The organism is Sphingopyxis sp. A083, assembly GCF_001468495.1.
Lineage (GTDB): Bacteria > Pseudomonadota > Alphaproteobacteria > Sphingomonadales > Sphingomonadaceae > Sphingopyxis > Sphingopyxis terrae.
The window spans coordinates 1-15508 of the sequence record NZ_LNSK01000003.1 but is presented as its reverse complement, the minus strand read 5'-3'; the positions used below and the strand labels follow the sequence as shown (position 1 = coordinate 15508).

10 protein-coding genes are annotated in these 15508 nt (G+C 64.6%); 6 read left to right on the top strand and 4 right to left on the bottom strand.

The window, feature by feature from the left end:
- Positions 1–77: 77 nt before the first annotated feature.
- The 5 genes from ATE59_RS07425 (at position 78) to ATE59_RS07405 (ending at position 8583) form a co-directional block, all read left to right on the top strand.
- The gene (locus tag ATE59_RS07425; protein WP_058811918.1) at positions 78–1520 is read left to right on the top strand and encodes an NAD(P)-dependent oxidoreductase; all 1443 of its coding nucleotides are present in this window, start codon (positions 78–80) and stop codon (positions 1518–1520) included.
- Between the two features lie 22 nt (positions 1521–1542).
- Positions 1543–2700, top strand: a complete 1158-nt coding sequence (locus tag ATE59_RS07420; protein WP_058811917.1) for a DUF2059 domain-containing protein — start codon at positions 1543–1545, stop codon at positions 2698–2700.
- A gap of 29 nt (positions 2701–2729) precedes the next feature.
- A complete protein-coding gene (gene gltB / locus ATE59_RS07415) occupies positions 2730–7256 on the top strand; it encodes a glutamate synthase large subunit (RefSeq protein WP_058811916.1) in 4527 nt (1508 codons plus the stop codon).
- A gap of 140 nt (positions 7257–7396) precedes the next feature.
- Positions 7397–7819, top strand: a complete 423-nt coding sequence (locus ATE59_RS07410; RefSeq protein WP_058811915.1) for a hypothetical protein — start codon at positions 7397–7399, stop codon at positions 7817–7819.
- A 92-nt stretch (positions 7820–7911) separates the two neighbouring features.
- Positions 7912–8583, top strand: a complete 672-nt coding sequence (locus tag ATE59_RS07405; protein ID WP_058812136.1) for a glutathione S-transferase family protein — start codon at positions 7912–7914, stop codon at positions 8581–8583.
- A gap of 169 nt (positions 8584–8752) precedes the next feature.
- Here ATE59_RS07405 and katG read toward each other — a convergent pair whose 3' ends face one another.
- The 4 genes from katG to ATE59_RS17525 form a co-directional block, all read right to left on the bottom strand.
- On the bottom strand, positions 8753–10951 hold the full coding sequence (gene katG, locus ATE59_RS07400; RefSeq protein ID WP_058811914.1) for a catalase/peroxidase HPI: 2199 nt from the start codon (positions 10949–10951) through the stop codon (positions 8753–8755).
- Positions 10952–11168: 217 nt separating this feature from the next.
- Complete coding sequence (locus ATE59_RS07395) at positions 11169–11477, bottom strand: hypothetical protein (RefSeq protein WP_156416734.1); 309 nt, start codon at positions 11475–11477, stop codon at positions 11169–11171.
- Between the two features lie 41 nt (positions 11478–11518).
- Entirely contained in the window at positions 11519–13942 is a 2424-nt protein-coding gene (locus ATE59_RS07390) for a TonB-dependent receptor (RefSeq protein WP_058811912.1), read from the bottom strand.
- Positions 13943–14029: 87 nt separating this feature from the next.
- Positions 14030–14200: a YezD family protein gene (locus ATE59_RS17525; protein WP_003039845.1), complete on the bottom strand. Its 171-nt coding sequence runs from the start codon at positions 14198–14200 to the stop codon at positions 14030–14032.
- 193 nt (positions 14201–14393) lie between these two features.
- On the opposite strand from ATE59_RS17525, the gene ATE59_RS07385 reads away from it, so the two are divergent.
- Positions 14394–15398: an NAD(P)H-dependent flavin oxidoreductase gene (locus tag ATE59_RS07385; RefSeq protein ID WP_058811911.1), complete on the top strand. Its 1005-nt coding sequence runs from the start codon at positions 14394–14396 to the stop codon at positions 15396–15398.
- Positions 15399–15508 lie beyond the last annotated feature (110 nt).

Here is a 15508-nt window from a genome sequence, read left to right as displayed (position 1 = left end):
AACTGCCCTAATGCCCAATATGTCCGTGACAGCGGCGCTCCCGCCATGCATCCGCGCTTCAACGAAGGGGATTTTGCATGGCTTCCGAACGCATGCTCCGATTTGTGGGGCGCGAACAACATTATCCGGACAAGCGCTCGGCCGACGAACGCGCGCGCGATTTTAACGAGATCGCGGCGCGCTACGCGCAGCCAGAGGCCGACGATCAGGCATCGCGCTGTTCGCAGTGCGGCGTACCCTATTGCTCGGTCCACTGCCCGCTCCACAATCATATCCCCGACTGGTTGCGCCTGACCGCCGAGGGGCGGCTGCGCGAAGCCTATGAACTGTCGAACGCAACATCGACCATGCCCGAAATCTGCGGCCGCATCTGCCCGCAGGACCGCCTTTGCGAAGGCAATTGCGTGATCGAATTTTCGGGTCACGGCGCGGTGACGATCGGCAGCGTCGAAAAATATATCACCGACACCGCTTGGGCCGAGGGCTGGGTCGAACCCGTCCATGTCGGCCCCGCGACGGGCCAGTCGGTCGCCATCGTCGGCGCGGGTCCGGCAGGCCTGACCGCCGCCGAATATCTGCGCGCCGAGGGGCATGAGGTGCATGTCTACGACCGGCACGACCGCGCCGGCGGCCTGCTGACCTATGGCATCCCCGGCTTCAAGCTGGAAAAGGATGTGGTGATGCGCCGCGTCGACCGGCTCGCCGAAAGCGGCATCCATTTCCACCAAGGCTTCGAGGTCGGGCGTGACGCGACGCTGGACGAGCTGCGCCGGCGCCACGATGCGGTGCTGATCGCCACCGGCGTCTACAAAGCGCGCGAGATCAACGTCCCCGGCAACGGCGCCGAGGGGGTGATCGCGGCGCTCGATTATCTGGTCGCGTCGAACCGCAAGGGCTTTGGCGACGCGGTCCCCGCCTTCGACGACGGCAGCCTGAATGCCGAAGGCAAGCATGTCGTCGTCATCGGCGGCGGCGACACAGCGATGGACTGCGTCCGCACCGCGGTGCGTCAGGGCGCCAAATCGGTGAAATGCCTCTATCGCCGCGACCGCGAGAATATGCCGGGGTCGCAGCGCGAGGTCGCCAACGCCGAAGAGGAAGGCGTCGAGTTCGTCTGGCTGTCCGCCCCCGCAAGCTTTGCCGCCGACAAGCATGTAAAGGAGGTTGCGGTTGCCGGGATGCGCCTTGGCGCCCCCGACGCAAGCGGCCGGCGCAGCCCCGAACCCGATCCGGGCCGCACCTTCGACTTGCCCGCCGACATGGTGATCAAGGCACTGGGCTTTGATCCGGAGGAATTGCCGCACCTGTTCGGTTCACCCGATCTGTCGGTCACGCGCTGGGGCACGCTGCGCGTCGATCATCAGACGATGATGACCAGCCTGTCCGGCGTTTTCGCCGCCGGCGACATCGTCCGCGGCGCCAGCCTGGTCGTCTGGGGCATCCGGGACGGCCGCGATGTCAGCGAACAGATGTCGAAATGGTTGAAGGCGAAAGCGAAAAGCGAAAAGAAGGCAGCCTGACCAACAGGGGAAGGGATTCAAAATGTCGATGTTCAAAAGTCTGCTGCTCGCTGGCGCCATGGTAATGACGCCTGCCCACGCCTATGCGGCGCCCAAGGAAGCGCCGATCGCCGAGGCGGTCGACGTCGCGATGCCCGCCGAAAGCGAAGCCGAGCCCGACAGCGAACAGGCGCTCGCCGACGCCAAGGCGAAGATGCAGAAGGAAATCGATCAGGCGATCGCGCTGATCGAAAAGATTTTCGAGGTCGACAAGCTGCCGCCGGTCGATCCGGCGCAGCTTGCGCTGGCGCAGCAGACGACGAACGCGCTGATCCCGGCGGGAAGCATCGAGAAGATGCTCGACAACATGTACGGCAAGCTGTTCCGCGCCTTCATGGATCAGACGAGCAGCATGTCGGACCTGATGCTCTCGATCAAGACGGGGGTCGATAGCGAAAAGATCGCCGCGCTCGATGCGACGAGCAAGACCGCGATCGCCGATATGTTCGACCCGCACCGCAAGGAACGCGAGGATCAGATCAACAAGGTGATCAAGCCGCTGATCAGCGAGGCGCTCGGCGATCTCGAGCCGCCGATGCGCGACGGCCTCGCCCGCGCTTACGCCCGCAAGTTCAGCGCGCAGCAGCTCGGCGACCTCAACGCCTTTCTCGCAACCCCGACGGGCCAGGCCTATGGCGCCGAATGGATGTCGCTGCAGGCCGATCCCGAAGTGATGATCGCGATGGTCAAGGCGGTGCCGCCGCTGATCAACAAGTTCATCGACCGCGGCCCCGAGCTTGAAGGCCAGCTCAAGGATCTGCCCAAGGAAAAGGCGATGAGCGACCTGACCGACGCCGAGCTGGCGAAGCTTGCCAAGCTGATGAAAGTCGACGTCAAGACGCTCAAGAAGAACCGCGATATGTGGAACGACGACATGACGACGGACGCCACCGCGGTCGATGCCGTCGATGCAGCGGGCGATGCCGCAGACGCGGCCGCTGACGCCGCGGATGCAGCCGCCGCGGCGGCCGACGCGGCCGGTGACTATGACGAGGCGTATGACCGCTCCAACTGGTCGGCCGCCGATCTGCAGAAGGTCGAAGATCTGGAGGCCGAGGCCGACAAGGCATCTTCGGCCGCCTATGACGCCGAACAGGAAGCCGTCGCAAACGCGCGCAAGCGGCTCAAGCCTTCGACCTGACCCACGCCCATTCCGGCAGGAACCACGACATGACCTATTACCCGACCCCCGATCACCAGCGGCTTGCCGAAGACGGCATGTATCGCCCCGACCTTGAATCCGATGCCTGCGGCGTCGGCATGGTCGCGGCGACCGACGGCAAGGCCTCGCGCCGCGTCGTCGAGGCGGCGATCGAGGCGCTGCGCGCCGTCTGGCACCGCGGCGCCGTCGATGCCGACGGCAAGACGGGCGATGGTGCGGGTATCCATGTCGACCTGCCGGAACGCTTTTTCGACGATGCGATCGCGGCATCGGGGCACAAGGTGCTGCCGAACCGCCTCGCCGTTGGCATGATCTTCCTGCCGCGCACCGACTTGGGCGCGCAGGAAGCATGTCGCACGATCGTCGAATCCGAAATCATCGACGCGGGCTACACCATCTACGGCTGGCGCCAGGTGCCGGTCGACGTGTCGGTGATCGGCGACAAGGCGCAGCGCACGCGCCCCGAAATCGAACAGATCATGATCGCCGGCCCTTTGCCCGAGGAGCAGTCGATCGACGAATTCGAAAAGCAGCTCTATCTCGTCCGCCGCCGCATCGAAAAGAAGGTGATCGCGGCGCAGATCGCCGATTTCTATATCTGCAGCCTCTCGGCGCGGTCGATCATCTACAAGGGACTGTTCCTCGCCGAAAGTCTGGCGGATTTCTATCCCGACCTTGCGAACAAGCTGTTCGAAAGCCGGGTCGCGATCTTCCACCAACGCTATTCGACCAACACCTTCCCGCAATGGTGGCTCGCCCAGCCGTTCCGCACCCTCGCCCACAATGGCGAGATCAACACGATCCGCGGCAACAAGAACTGGATGAAGAGCCACGAGATCAAGATGGCGAGCCTCGCCTTCGGCGAACATTCGGAAGACATCAAGCCGGTGATCCCGGCCGGCGCCAGCGACACGGCAGCGCTCGACGCGGTGTTCGAAACGCTATGCCGCGCGGGCCGCGATGCGCCGACCGCAAAGCTGATTCTGGTCCCCGAAGCCTGGGCCACCGACGAAGACATGCCCGCCGCGCACAAGGCGATGTACAGCTTTCTTGCCAGCGTGATGGAGCCGTGGGACGGCCCCGCCGCGCTCGCGATGACCGATGGCCGCTGGGCGGTCGCGGGGATGGACCGCAACGCGCTTCGCCCGCTGCGCTACACGCTGACCGCCGACAATCTGCTCGTCGTCGGCTCCGAAAGCGGCATGGTGCTGCTGCCCGAGGCAAGCATCCGCAAGAAGGGCCGCCTCGGCCCCGGCCAGATGATCGCCGTCGATCTCGACGAAGGCACCCTCTACGAAGACCGCGCGATCAAGGACAAGATCGCAGGAACGCATGATTATGCCGCGCGCGTGAAGGGCTTCCGCACGATGGCCGACCTGCCCAAGGGCGGCAAGTCGAGCCTGCCGGCCTTCGAGCGCGCCGAACTGCTGCGCCGCCAGGTCGCCGCGGGGTTCACGATGGAGGATATGGAACTCATCCTTTCGCCGATGGTCGAGGATGCGAAGGAAGCGATCGGCTCGATGGGCGACGACACGCCGCTCGCGGTCATTTCCGACAAGCCGCGCCATGTCGCGCAATTCTTCCGCCAGAACTTCAGCCAGGTCACCAATCCGCCGATCGACAGCCTGCGCGAACGGCATGTGATGAGCCTGAAGACGCGTTTTTCGAACCTCGCCAACATTCTCGACGAAAAGGGCCAGAGCCCGCACGTGCTCGTCATCGACTCGCCGGTGCTCGTCGGCGACGATTGGGACCGGTTGCGCGCCTATTTCGGCGATGCCGTGGCCGAGATCGACTGCACCTTCCCCACCGGCGGCGACGCCTCGACGCTGCGCGACGCGATCGCGCGCATCCGGCGCGAGGCAGAGGACGCCGTGCGCGCTGGGCGGAGCGAGCTGTTCCTTTCCGACCAGAAGATCGGCGAAGATCGCGTCGGGGTCGCGATGGTGCTCGCCGCTGCGGCGGTCCACACGCACCTCGTGCGCAAGGGGTTGCGCAGCTACGCCTCGATCAACGTCCGCTCGGCCGAGATACTCGACACGCACGGCTTTGCGGTGCTCATCGGCGTCGGCGCGACCACGGTCCACGCCTATCTGGCCGAAGCGGCGATCGCCGACCGCCTGTCGCGCGGCCTGTTCGGCGAGCTCGCACTGGCCGATGCTCTGAAGCGCTTCCGCAAGGCAATCGACGACGGCCTGCTCAAAATCATGGCGAAGATGGGGATCGCGGTGATCTCCTCCTATCGCGGCGGCTATAATTTCGAGGCGGTGGGCCTCAGCCGCGCGCTCGTCAATGACCTCTTCCCGGGCATGCCGGCCAAGATTTCGGGCGAGGGCTATCAGTCGCTGTTCATCAACGCGACCGAGAAGCATGAGGCAGCGTTCGACGCGCGCGTCACGACGCTCCCCATCGGCGGCTTCTATCGCCAGCGCGCGGGCGGCGAAGCGCACGCCTATTCGGCGCAGCTCATGCACCTGCTGCAGACCGCCGTCGCGACCGACAGCTATTCGACCTATCTGCAATTCGCGCGCGGGGTCGCCGACCTGCCGCCCATCTATCTGCGCGACCTGATGGAATTCAACTTCCCCGCGCAGGGCATACCCCTCGACAGCGTCGAGGCGATCACCGAAATCCGCAAGCGCTTCGTCACCCCGGGCATGTCGTTGGGCGCCCTATCGCCCGAAGCGCACGAAACGCTGGCCATCGCGATGAACCGCATCGGCGCGAAGGCGGTGTCGGGCGAAGGCGGCGAAGCGAGCGAACGCTACAAGCCGTATGCAAATGGCGACAATGCCAACAGCAACATCAAGCAGATCGCGTCGGGCCGTTTCGGTGTCACCGCCGAATATCTTGGCGCCTGCGACGAGATCGAGATCAAGGTCGCACAGGGTGCCAAGCCCGGCGAAGGCGGCCAGCTTCCGGGCTTCAAGGTCACCGAGTTCATCGCGCGGCTGCGCCATTCGACGCCGGGCGTGATGCTGATCTCGCCGCCGCCGCACCACGACATCTATTCGATCGAGGATCTGGCGCAGCTCATCTACGATTTGAAGCAGATCAATCCGAAGGCGCGCGTCTGCGTAAAGCTCGTCAGCTCGGCGGGCATCGGCACCGTCGCGGCGGGCGTGGCAAAGGCGCACGCCGACGTCATCCTCGTGTCGGGCAACACCGGCGGCACGGGTGCTTCGCCCCAGACGAGCATTAAATATGCCGGCACACCGTGGGAAATGGGCCTCAGCGAAGTCAATCAGGTGCTGACGCTCAACGGCCTGCGCCATCGTATCCGCCTGCGCACCGACGGCGGGCTCAAGACCGGGCGCGACATCGTCATCGCCGCCATCCTGGGTGCCGAGGAATATGGCATCGGGACACTGAGCCTTGTCGCCATGGGCTGTATCATGGTGCGCCAGTGCCATTCGAACACCTGCCCCGTCGGGGTCTGCACGCAGGACGAAAAACTGCGTCAGAAGTTCACAGGGTCGCCCGAAAAGGTCATCAACCTGATGACCTTCATCGCCGAGGAAGTGCGCGAAATCCTCGCCAAGCTCGGTTGCCGCAGCCTCGACGAGGTGATCGGCCGCACGGAGCTGCTCCGCCAGGTCAGCCGCGGTGCCGAGCATCTCGACGACCTCGACCTCAATCCGATCCTCGCCAAGGTTGATGCGCCCGACGAGCAGCGCCGCTCGCAGGGACCGAATTTCCGCAATCCGGTGCCCGACAGCCTCGACGCTCAGATCTTGAACGATGCGAAACCTTTGTTCGATCGCGGCGAGCGGATGCAGCTGACCTATAACGTCCGCAACACCCACCGCGCCGTCGGCACGCGCCTCTCGGCCGAGGTCACGGCCCGTTTCGGGATGACCGGGCTTGCCGACGACCATGTGCAGGTGCGTCTGCGCGGCACCGCCGGGCAGTCGCTCGGCGCATTCCTTTGCCAGGGCATCACGCTCGAAGTGTTCGGCGATGCCAACGACTATGTCGGCAAGGGCCTGTCGGGTGGGCGCATCATCGTGCGGCCGACCGTGTCGAGCCCGCTGGTCAGCCAGCACAACAGCATCGTCGGAAACACCGTCCTCTATGGCGCGACCGCAGGCACCTTGCTCGCCGCGGGTCAGGCGGGCGAACGCTTCGCCGTCCGCAACTCGGGCGCGAAGGTCGTGATCGAAGGCTGCGGCGCCAATGGCTGCGAATATATGACCGGCGGCACGGCGGTGATCCTGGGTGCGGTAGGGTCGAATTTCGGCGCCGGCATGACCGGCGGCATGGCCTTCGTCCTCGACGTCGATGACAGCTTCGAACGCCGCGCCAATCCCGAATCGATCGTCTGGCAACGGCTCGACAGCGCACATTGGGAGGGCGCGCTGCGCGCACTCGTCGAGGAGCATGCGGCGGCAACCGGCAGCAAATGGTCGGCCGAGGTGCTTGCCGACTGGGATCGCTGGCGCACGCGTTTCTGGCAGGTATGCCCCAAGGAAATGATCGGCCGTCTCGCGCATCCGCTCAGCGACCGCGCTGCAGAGGCGGTCGCCGCCGAATAGCTGGTGTCCCCGGTCTTCGCCGGGGGCGCTTGCCGCATCGCGGCCCCGGTCTGCCGCAAGACGACAGGTCATTCAGCCGCGCGAAAGCGTCGGGCCGCTAGGTGCGGCACCGATGTTTCGCGTCCCGAAAGGATGATCCCATGCGGCCGGTCTGCGCTGCCCTTCCCCTCCTCGCGCTTCTCGCGCCCGTCCCCGCGTCGGCGGCCGATGCGCGCGACGCTGCTGCGGTGCTGAACGATCCGGCGACGCAGGAGCGGATGGCCGACACGATTACCGCACTGGTCGGCGCGATGATGCAGATGCCCGTCGGCCCGCTCGCCGAAGCTGTCGCGCGGATCGATCCGTCATCCGATGCGGCCCGCATTCCGCCCGACGCCACCGTCGGCGACGTCGCGGGGCGCGACCCCGGCTATGCCGAGCGCATGGGCGGCGACGTTCGCGCGAGCGCGCGCATGGCTGGCCACGCCGCTTCCGCGGTCGCCGCCTACGCGCCTGTTATCAAGGATATGGCGCGCGATCTTCTGGCGCAATGGGAAGCCGAACGCGCCGCCGCTCGGCGATAGCACGCTGCCTTCGGACACCCCCGAAGCGGCCCGGTTGATAAGTCCGCCATAGCCATTGGACGAGCCGCCTCGCTGCCGCTATGCGGATGGTCATGTGGCAACTCTATCAATTCCCTCTCTGTCCCTTCTCGCGCAAGATCCGGCTGCTGCTCGGCGAAAAGGGCGTTGGTTATGAATTGGTGCGCGAATCGCCGTGGGAACGCCGTGACGAATTCGTCGACCTGAACCCCGCCGGGCGCACTCCGGTGATGGTCGACGAAGCGCGCGGCCAGGTGCTCATCGACAGCAACGCCATCGCCGAATATTTCGAGGAGACGGTCGAGGGCAAGGCAATGATCAACGGCACCGCCGCTAATCGCGCCGAAATCCGCCGCCTGGTCGCCTGGTTCGACCAGGAGTTCTATTTCGAGGTCACCGGCCCGCTGCTCTTCGAACGGATGCAGAAGCGCATCGTCCACCGCCAACCGCCTGACGGCGGCGCGCTACGCGAGGCGATGAAGGCGGCGAACCAGCATCTCGACTATATCGACTATCTGATCGACCACCGCACCTGGCTCGCCGGTGCGACGATGAGCCTCGCCGATCTCGCCGCCGCGGCGCATATCTCCGTCGCCGACTATCTGGGCGGCATCGACTGGACCGGGCATGAGCAGACGAAGGGCTGGTATTCGGGCCTCAAGTCGCGCCCGAGCTTCCGGCCGCTGCTCGCCGAGCGGATGGAAATCGTGACGCCGCCCAAATATTACGAAGACGTCGATTTCTAGCACCTCGGTCGCCGGGCGAACGGCCGACCGTTCAAGGCCTTCGGCCTTGTCCTCCGCATAAAATATGACCCGCCTTCCAGGCCCATGTCCCCGGAAGGCGGGTCGCGACCCGTCGCCATGAGGGTTGGCGGCCGGTCCCGAGGCATGTTCGGGACCGGCGCCTGCCCGGTTACGCGAGGTCGAAACGATCGGCGTTCATGATCTTTGTCCAGGCTTTGACGAAGTCCTTCACGAACTTCTCCTCGTGACCCGTCTCGGCATAGACTTCGGCGACCGCACGCAGTTCCGAATTGGAACCGAAGACGAGGTCGGCGCGGGTTGCGCGCCAGGTTTCGCCGCCGCTCTTGCGATCGGTGGCCACATATTCCTGGTCATCCGATCCATCGACGGCCTTCCACACATTGGTCATGTCGAGCAAGTTGACGAAATAGTCGTTCGTCAACTGACCCGAACGCTTGGTGAAATGGCCGTGGCCGCGATCGCCATGATTGGCGCCGAGCACCCGCAGGCCGCCGATCAGCACGGTCATTTCGGGCACCGACAGACCGAGCAGCGACGCGCGGTCGAGCATCATTTCCTCGGTCTTCACCGCCAGCTTCTTCTTGCCGAGATAGTTGCGGAAGGCATCGGCTTCGGGTTCCATCACCGCGAAGCTGTCGGCATCGGTCTGCTCCGCCGTCGCGTCGCCGCGGCCGCCCGTGAAAGGCACCGCGACGTTGAAGCCGGCGTCCTTGATCGCCTTTTCAAGCCCGACGACGCCGCCCAGCACGATTGCATCGGCCATCGACATCGATCCGCGCAGACCGTCGAGCGTATCGAGCACCTTCGCCAGCATCGCCGGTTCGTTGACCTCCCAGTCCTTTTGCGGCGCGAGGCGAACCCGCGCACCGTTGGCGCCGCCGCGGAAGTCCGACTTGCGGAAGGTGCTGGCGGAGGCCCATGCCGTCTTGATGAGCTGGCTGACGGTGAGGCCGCTCGCGGCGATCTTGTCCTTCACTGCCTGGACCTCGGCATCCGAAGGCATGGTGCCCGCGGGGATCGGATCCTGCCAGATCAGGTCTTCGGCGGGCACTTCAGGGCCGAGGTAGCGGGTTTTCGGACCCATATCGCGATGCGTCAGCTTGAACCACGCGCGCGCGAAAGCGTCCTTGAATGCCTCATGGTCGCTGCGGAACTTCTCGCTGATCTTGCGGTATGCCGGATCGCGCTTCAGCGCCATGTCGGCGGTCGTCATCATCGTGGGCACCTTGATATTCGGATCCCACGCCGCCGGCGCCATATCCTCTTCCTTCTGGCCGATCGGCTGCCACTGGTTTGCGCCCGCGGGCGATTTCACCAGCTCGTAGTCATAGTCGAACAGCAGCCGGAAATAATTTTCGGTCCACTTGTCGGGGGTGTTCGTCCAAGCGCCCTCGATGCCGCTCGTCACCGCATGTTCGCCGATGCCGCCATGTTCCTCGCCGCTGACCCAGCCGAATCCCTGCGCAGCGAGATCGCCGCCCGCGGGCGCGGCCCCCAGCGTCGAGGCGTCGCCATTGCCATGCGCCTTGCCGAACGTATGGCCGCCAGCGGTCAGCGCGACGGTTTCCTCGTCGTTCATCGCCATACGCGCGAAGGTTTCCTTCATGTCGCGTGCCATGCCTTCGTCATCGTGCGGATTGCCTTGCGGCCCTTCAGGGTTGACGTAGATCAGCCCCATCTGGATCGCCGCGAGCGGCCCTTCGATCACTTCGAAGCCGTGCTTGGGGTCGATGCGCGTCTGCACGCCTTCGTTCACCCATTTATCTTCGCTACCCCAATAGATGTCGCGTTCGGGTTCATAGACATCGACGCGGCCGCCGCCGAAACCGAAGACCGGACCGCCCATGCTTTCGATCGCCACATTGCCGGTCAGGATGAACAGATCGGCCCAGCTGATCTTGTTGCCATATTTCTGCTTGATCGGCCAAAGCAGGCGCCGCGCCTTGTCGAGATTGCCATTGTCGGGCCAGCTGTCCAGCGGTGCGAAACGCTGTTGCCCGCTGTTGGCGCCGCCGCGGCCGTCGGCGGTGCGATAGGTGCCCGCGGCGTGCCACGCCATACGGATGAAGAAGGGACCATAATGACCATAGTCGGCGGGCCACCAGGGCTGGCTGTCGGTCATCAGCGCGGTCAGGTCAGCCTTCAGCGCCTGATAGTCGAGCGATTTGAATGCTTCCGCATAATCGAAATCTTCGCCCATCGGGTTGGATGATCCGTTGGGGGTGAGGATGTCGGTCGCCAGCATGTCCGGCCACCAATCCTTGTTCGTGCGGCCGAGCAGCGCGCGCATACCGCCCTTGTGGACGGGACAGCCGCCTGCGGCGTCGATGGGGGTCTGGTCGTTCATGCAATCTCTCCTCTTTTGGATTATCGGATCGTGACGCGGCAGGATGACGGACGCGTGACGGGCAAAGTCGGGCCGAACGGCATTGCGCCGAGTCGATGACGCTATCCTCTCCTTCTGACGGGTCGAGGATAGGCTGCGCGCTCCCATCGACATAACCGAATAAGCTGTATTCAGTGATCGACCCTTCCGATCATTAACGCCCAGAAGACGATCGGGATCAGCCGCTCGTCGCCCCGCCGCCACAACCGGGCGCGGATGCGACGAACCGAGGAACATCGCGCGTTCGCCGCGGGTTTTTCATGGGTCCGGCCGCGATATTTGCAGCCGGACTGCAAGGAGAAGGAAAGTGGCTAATACCCCCAGCCAGAACCAGCAGAAGCCGCAGGCGGATCGCGAAGAAGAACAGCGCCGTCAGCAGCAACAGCAGGGCGGTCAGAACCGCCAGCCGGGCGAGCAGCGCCGCGAAGAAGAGCGCAATCCCGGCCAGCAGCGCTAACGCCGCCGGCATGTTAAAGGGGCCGCCCATCGGGCGGCCCCTTTTCCGTTGGCTGCACACTAAGACACCGGTCAGAAGCCGAATTTGATCGTCCCGCCCCACGTCCGCGGGTCGCCCGGCAGCCCGGTGATCAGCCCGGTATTGCCCGGTCCGACAAAAAGCTGATCGATATAATCGCGATCGAACGCGTTGCGCACCCAGACAAAGACATCGAGGCGGCGCTCCGCCCGGAAGCCGACACGGATATTCGACAGCGAATAGCCGTCGACGCAGGTGTAGATCGACGGGCTCGCGTTCGACGAGAAGTTCGAACGATAGCTGCCGTCATAGCCCAGATAAATCTGCCCCTCCTGTCCGAACAGCGATGCCGGGACATTGGCTTCCGCGCCGAAGGACAGCGCCCATTTCGACACGCCCGGCAGCCGCGCGCCCGATATATCGCAGTTCGCGGGACTGTTCGTACCGCCCGACAATTCGGGTGGACATGGCGCATCGACGAAGCGCCGGTATCTGGCGTCCGTGTAGGCGCCGTTGACATAGGCATTGAAGCGTTCGCTCGGACGGATCGCCACATCGGCCTCTATCCCCTGTGTGCGGACCTTGTCGGCATTGGCGAGATAGCCGCGCAGCACCCCGAACTGTCCGTTATTCACATTGGCCTGATAATCGCCGATATCGGTGCGGAAGATCGCCACGTTGAACGTCCCCTTCCCGTTCCAATATTCGGTCTTCAGCCCCGCTTCGTAATGATCGACCGCTTCCGGCCTGATCGTCGCGGCGCCGAGCAACGGGTTGCCGGCGCCATCGGTCGGCACGCCATTCTGATTGATACCGCCCGACTTGAACGTCTTGGCATAGGTTGCATAGACCAGCACGCCGCGCGCCGGCTTATAGGTCGCGGTCAGGTCGTAGCTGAAGTTCCAGTCGCTGAAGCTCGGCGCATATTCCTGCGGCGCGAACACGCCCAGTCGCGCGACCGACACCGGGTCGGTCAGCGCCCGCGTCACGGGCGATCCGTCGCCCGCGAACACCAGCCGCTGATAATAGCCGTCCTTCTTGTCATAGTTGATCCGCGCGCCCGGCTGGATCGTCAGGCGGTCGGTAATCTTCCAGCTTAGCTGCCCGAAAAGGGCGAGGCTGGTGTTCTTGAGATATTGCGTGTTGCGCGCCGTCAGCCCGTCGAGCACGGTCGGATCATTGGCGAGCGCGCTCGTCGGATTGAGCGTCCAGCGGCTCGACGCCGCGCCATGCGCCTCCGTCCCTTGCGTGTCGATGCGCTGGTAGAAGGCAAAACCGCCGAGCACGAAATCGACGCGGTCGCCCGAAACATTGTAGCGCAATTCCTGCGTATATTGATTCTGCTGCGACGGGTTTTGCGACTTGGTGACGATCGGCAGGCCGGTGAAATCGCGGTCGTTCTCGGGCTGCCAGTCCCAATAGCGCCACGCGGTGATCGAGGTGAGCGTGCCGGGGCCGACATCCCATTTGACGCGCAGCGCCACGCCGCCGATCTCGTTTCCGGCATTGAGATTGGCGTCGAGGTCGGTCAGCCGGTCGAAGGGATTGGTGCTCGGCACTATATAGCCCTGCGCCGCCGCGAGCGCGGCATATTGGCGGGCGAGCGGCCGCTGCGTCGCGCCGGTTCGCACGAACACCGAACCGCAGCATACCGCGTCCTGCTTGTTCCAGTCGCCGACGAGCGTGACGCTGAGCGTGTCGGTGGGTTTCCACAGCAATTGCCCGCGCAGGCCGATATTGTCCTGGCTCTGTATCCAGCGGTCGGTCGTGACATTGTAGATGGTACCGCGGCGGCTCGTCGCGGACACCGCGATGCGCGCCGCCAGCCGGTCGGACAGCGGCCCCGAAATCGCCGCCTTCGCCTGCTTGAAATTGAGGTCGCCGATGCTGAGTTCGGCCTTGCCCTCGAAATCGAAGGTTGGCTGGTTCGTCGTGATGTTGATCGCCCCGGCGGTCGTGTTCTTGCCATAGAGCGTGCCCTGCGGTCCGCGCAGCACTTCGATCTGCGCGACATCGAGGAAGTCGAAGGTCGCGGAGGCGACGCGCGAATAATAGACATCGTCGACATAAATGCCGACGCCCTGTTCGATACCGTCGTTCGTCAGGCCGAACGGCGCGCCGATCCCGCGGATATTGACCGCCGAGTTGCGCGGATTGCTCGTGTAGAATTGCAGCGTCGGCGCGAGTTGCTGGAGGCGGCCGACGTTGAAACTGCCGGTGCTGTCGATCTGGTCGCCGCCGACGACCGAAATGGCGATCGGGACATCTTGCGCGGTTTCGCTGCGGCGGCGGGCGGTGACGACGATCTCATTGCCATAGGAGGCCTGCGGGCCTTCGCCCGCGACGGATTCTGCGGTTGCGGTGTCGTCAGCGGCACCTTCGGCCGCCAAGACGGGATCGGCCACAAGAAGCAGCAAAAGGGTAAGCGGGATGGCGGCCGGAGCAAGCCGGCGGCGAGACGATGACTTTCGGATCATGACAATTTCCTGTTGCAAGAAATTGCCACATCCGGTGGTCCGGTCTGCGGCAGGTGGCGGGGAATATCCCCGTTGGGAGCTTGAGAATCAGTTGGGGTAGCGGTGCCGTTCGGTCACATCGACCTGCACCAGCCGCCCTTCGTGGACGGTCAGTTGGATGGCGCCGAAGCGGAGCTTTTCAAGCGCATCGAGCACGGTCTGAACCGCGCGCGAGGGCGGCTCGCGCTCGCCGGGCGATGGGTCTTGGGACGACGTCATGGCATTTCCTTTCCCCTTTGGTGGATTCGGCGCCGAGACTATCCCAATTGTTTTAGTTGACAATGATTGTTTTGCTTTGGGCGCCCAAAGGAGAGTTTCCCGCGCCCAGCCGAACCGCGAAATCCATGCCGCTTTCGGGGCTGCGCACGGCAATGGATTGCGCGCGCGCGCCGCTGCTGGCAAAGGCGCAGCAATGAGCAAATTGAATGAACTCATGGCGCGCGGCACGGCTCTGCTGGGCAGCGACTACGCCATTCTCTGCGGTGCGATGAGCTGGGTCTCGGAGCGCCATCTGGTCAGCGCGATCAGCAATGCCGGCGGCTTTGGCGTGATCGCCTGCGGTGCGATGACGCCCGAGCTGCTGGATGCCGAGATCGCGGCGACGAAAGCGCTGGCAACCCGCAATTTCGGCGTCAACCTGATCACCATGCACCCGCAGCTTTTCGAGCTGATCGAGGTGTGCTCCAAACATGGCGTCGGCCATGTCGTGCTGGCGGGCGGACTGCCGCCGAAGGGCAGCCTCGAGGCGATTAAGGCGTCGGGCGCCAAGGTGATCTGCTTCGCGCCGACGCTGGCGCTGGCAAAGAAGCTGGTCCGCTCCGGCGTCGATGCGCTGGTGATCGAAGGGATGGAAGCGGGCGGGCATATCGGCCCCGTGTCGACGAGCGTGCTCGCGCAGGAAATCCTGCCCGCGCTCGCAGCCGAAGTGCCGATCTTCGTCGCCGGCGGCATCGGCCGCGGTGAGGCGATCGCCGGCTATCTGGAAATGGGCGCGGCGGGCGTCCAGCTCGGCACGCGCTTCGTCTGCGCCACCGAAAGCATCGCGCATCCCAATTTCAAAAAGGCGTTCATCCGCGCCTCCGCGCGCGACGCGATCGCCAGCGTCCAGATCGATCCGCGCCTGCCCGTCATCCCGGTCCGTGCGCTGAAGAATGCAGGCACCGAAGCCTTTACCGCCAAGCAGCGCGAGGTTGCCAATCTGCTCGACGGGGGCACCGTCGACATGGCGGCGGCGCAGCTGGAAATCGAACATTATTGGGCCGGCGCGCTGCGCCGCGCGGTGATCGACGGCGACGTCGAAAACGGCTCGTTAATGGCAGGGCAATCTGTCGGTATGGTAACGCAGGAAGAGAGCGTTGCCGAGATCATCGCATCTTTGGTGCAACAGGCCGAAACGGCGTTGCACGCACGGGGTTGACGCCGCATGAAGCATGCGGTTGGGGAGAAGGTCATGAACTTGTCGCGTAAAATCATCGTTGCCGGCCTGCTGGCAAGCGTCGCCGCCTGTGCGCCGAAGCCCCCGCCGCC

What these genes read in the sequence shown, in the direction of transcription:
- ATE59_RS07405 (WP_058812136.1), top strand. Translation starts at nt 7,912, where the DNA reads ATGTGGCAACTCTATCAATTCCCTCTCTGTCCCTTCTCGCGCAAGATC.
- ATE59_RS17525 (WP_003039845.1), bottom strand. Translation starts at nt 14,200, where the DNA reads ATGACGTCGTCCCAAGACCCATCGCCCGGCGAGCGCGAGCCGCCCTCG.
- ATE59_RS07390 (WP_058811912.1), bottom strand. Translation starts at nt 13,942, where the DNA reads ATGATCCGAAAGTCATCGTCTCGCCGCCGGCTTGCTCCGGCCGCCATC.
- ATE59_RS07410 (WP_058811915.1), top strand. Translation starts at nt 7,397, where the DNA reads ATGCGGCCGGTCTGCGCTGCCCTTCCCCTCCTCGCGCTTCTCGCGCCC.
- gltB (WP_058811916.1), top strand. Translation starts at nt 2,730, where the DNA reads ATGACCTATTACCCGACCCCCGATCACCAGCGGCTTGCCGAAGACGGC.
- ATE59_RS07395 (WP_156416734.1), bottom strand. Translation starts at nt 11,477, where the DNA reads ATGGGCGGCCCCTTTAACATGCCGGCGGCGTTAGCGCTGCTGGCCGGG.
- ATE59_RS07420 (WP_058811917.1), top strand. Translation starts at nt 1,543, where the DNA reads ATGTCGATGTTCAAAAGTCTGCTGCTCGCTGGCGCCATGGTAATGACG.
- ATE59_RS07385 (WP_058811911.1), top strand. Translation starts at nt 14,394, where the DNA reads ATGAGCAAATTGAATGAACTCATGGCGCGCGGCACGGCTCTGCTGGGC.
- ATE59_RS07425 (WP_058811918.1), top strand. Translation starts at nt 78, where the DNA reads ATGGCTTCCGAACGCATGCTCCGATTTGTGGGGCGCGAACAACATTAT.
- katG (WP_058811914.1), bottom strand. Translation starts at nt 10,951, where the DNA reads ATGAACGACCAGACCCCCATCGACGCCGCAGGCGGCTGTCCCGTCCAC.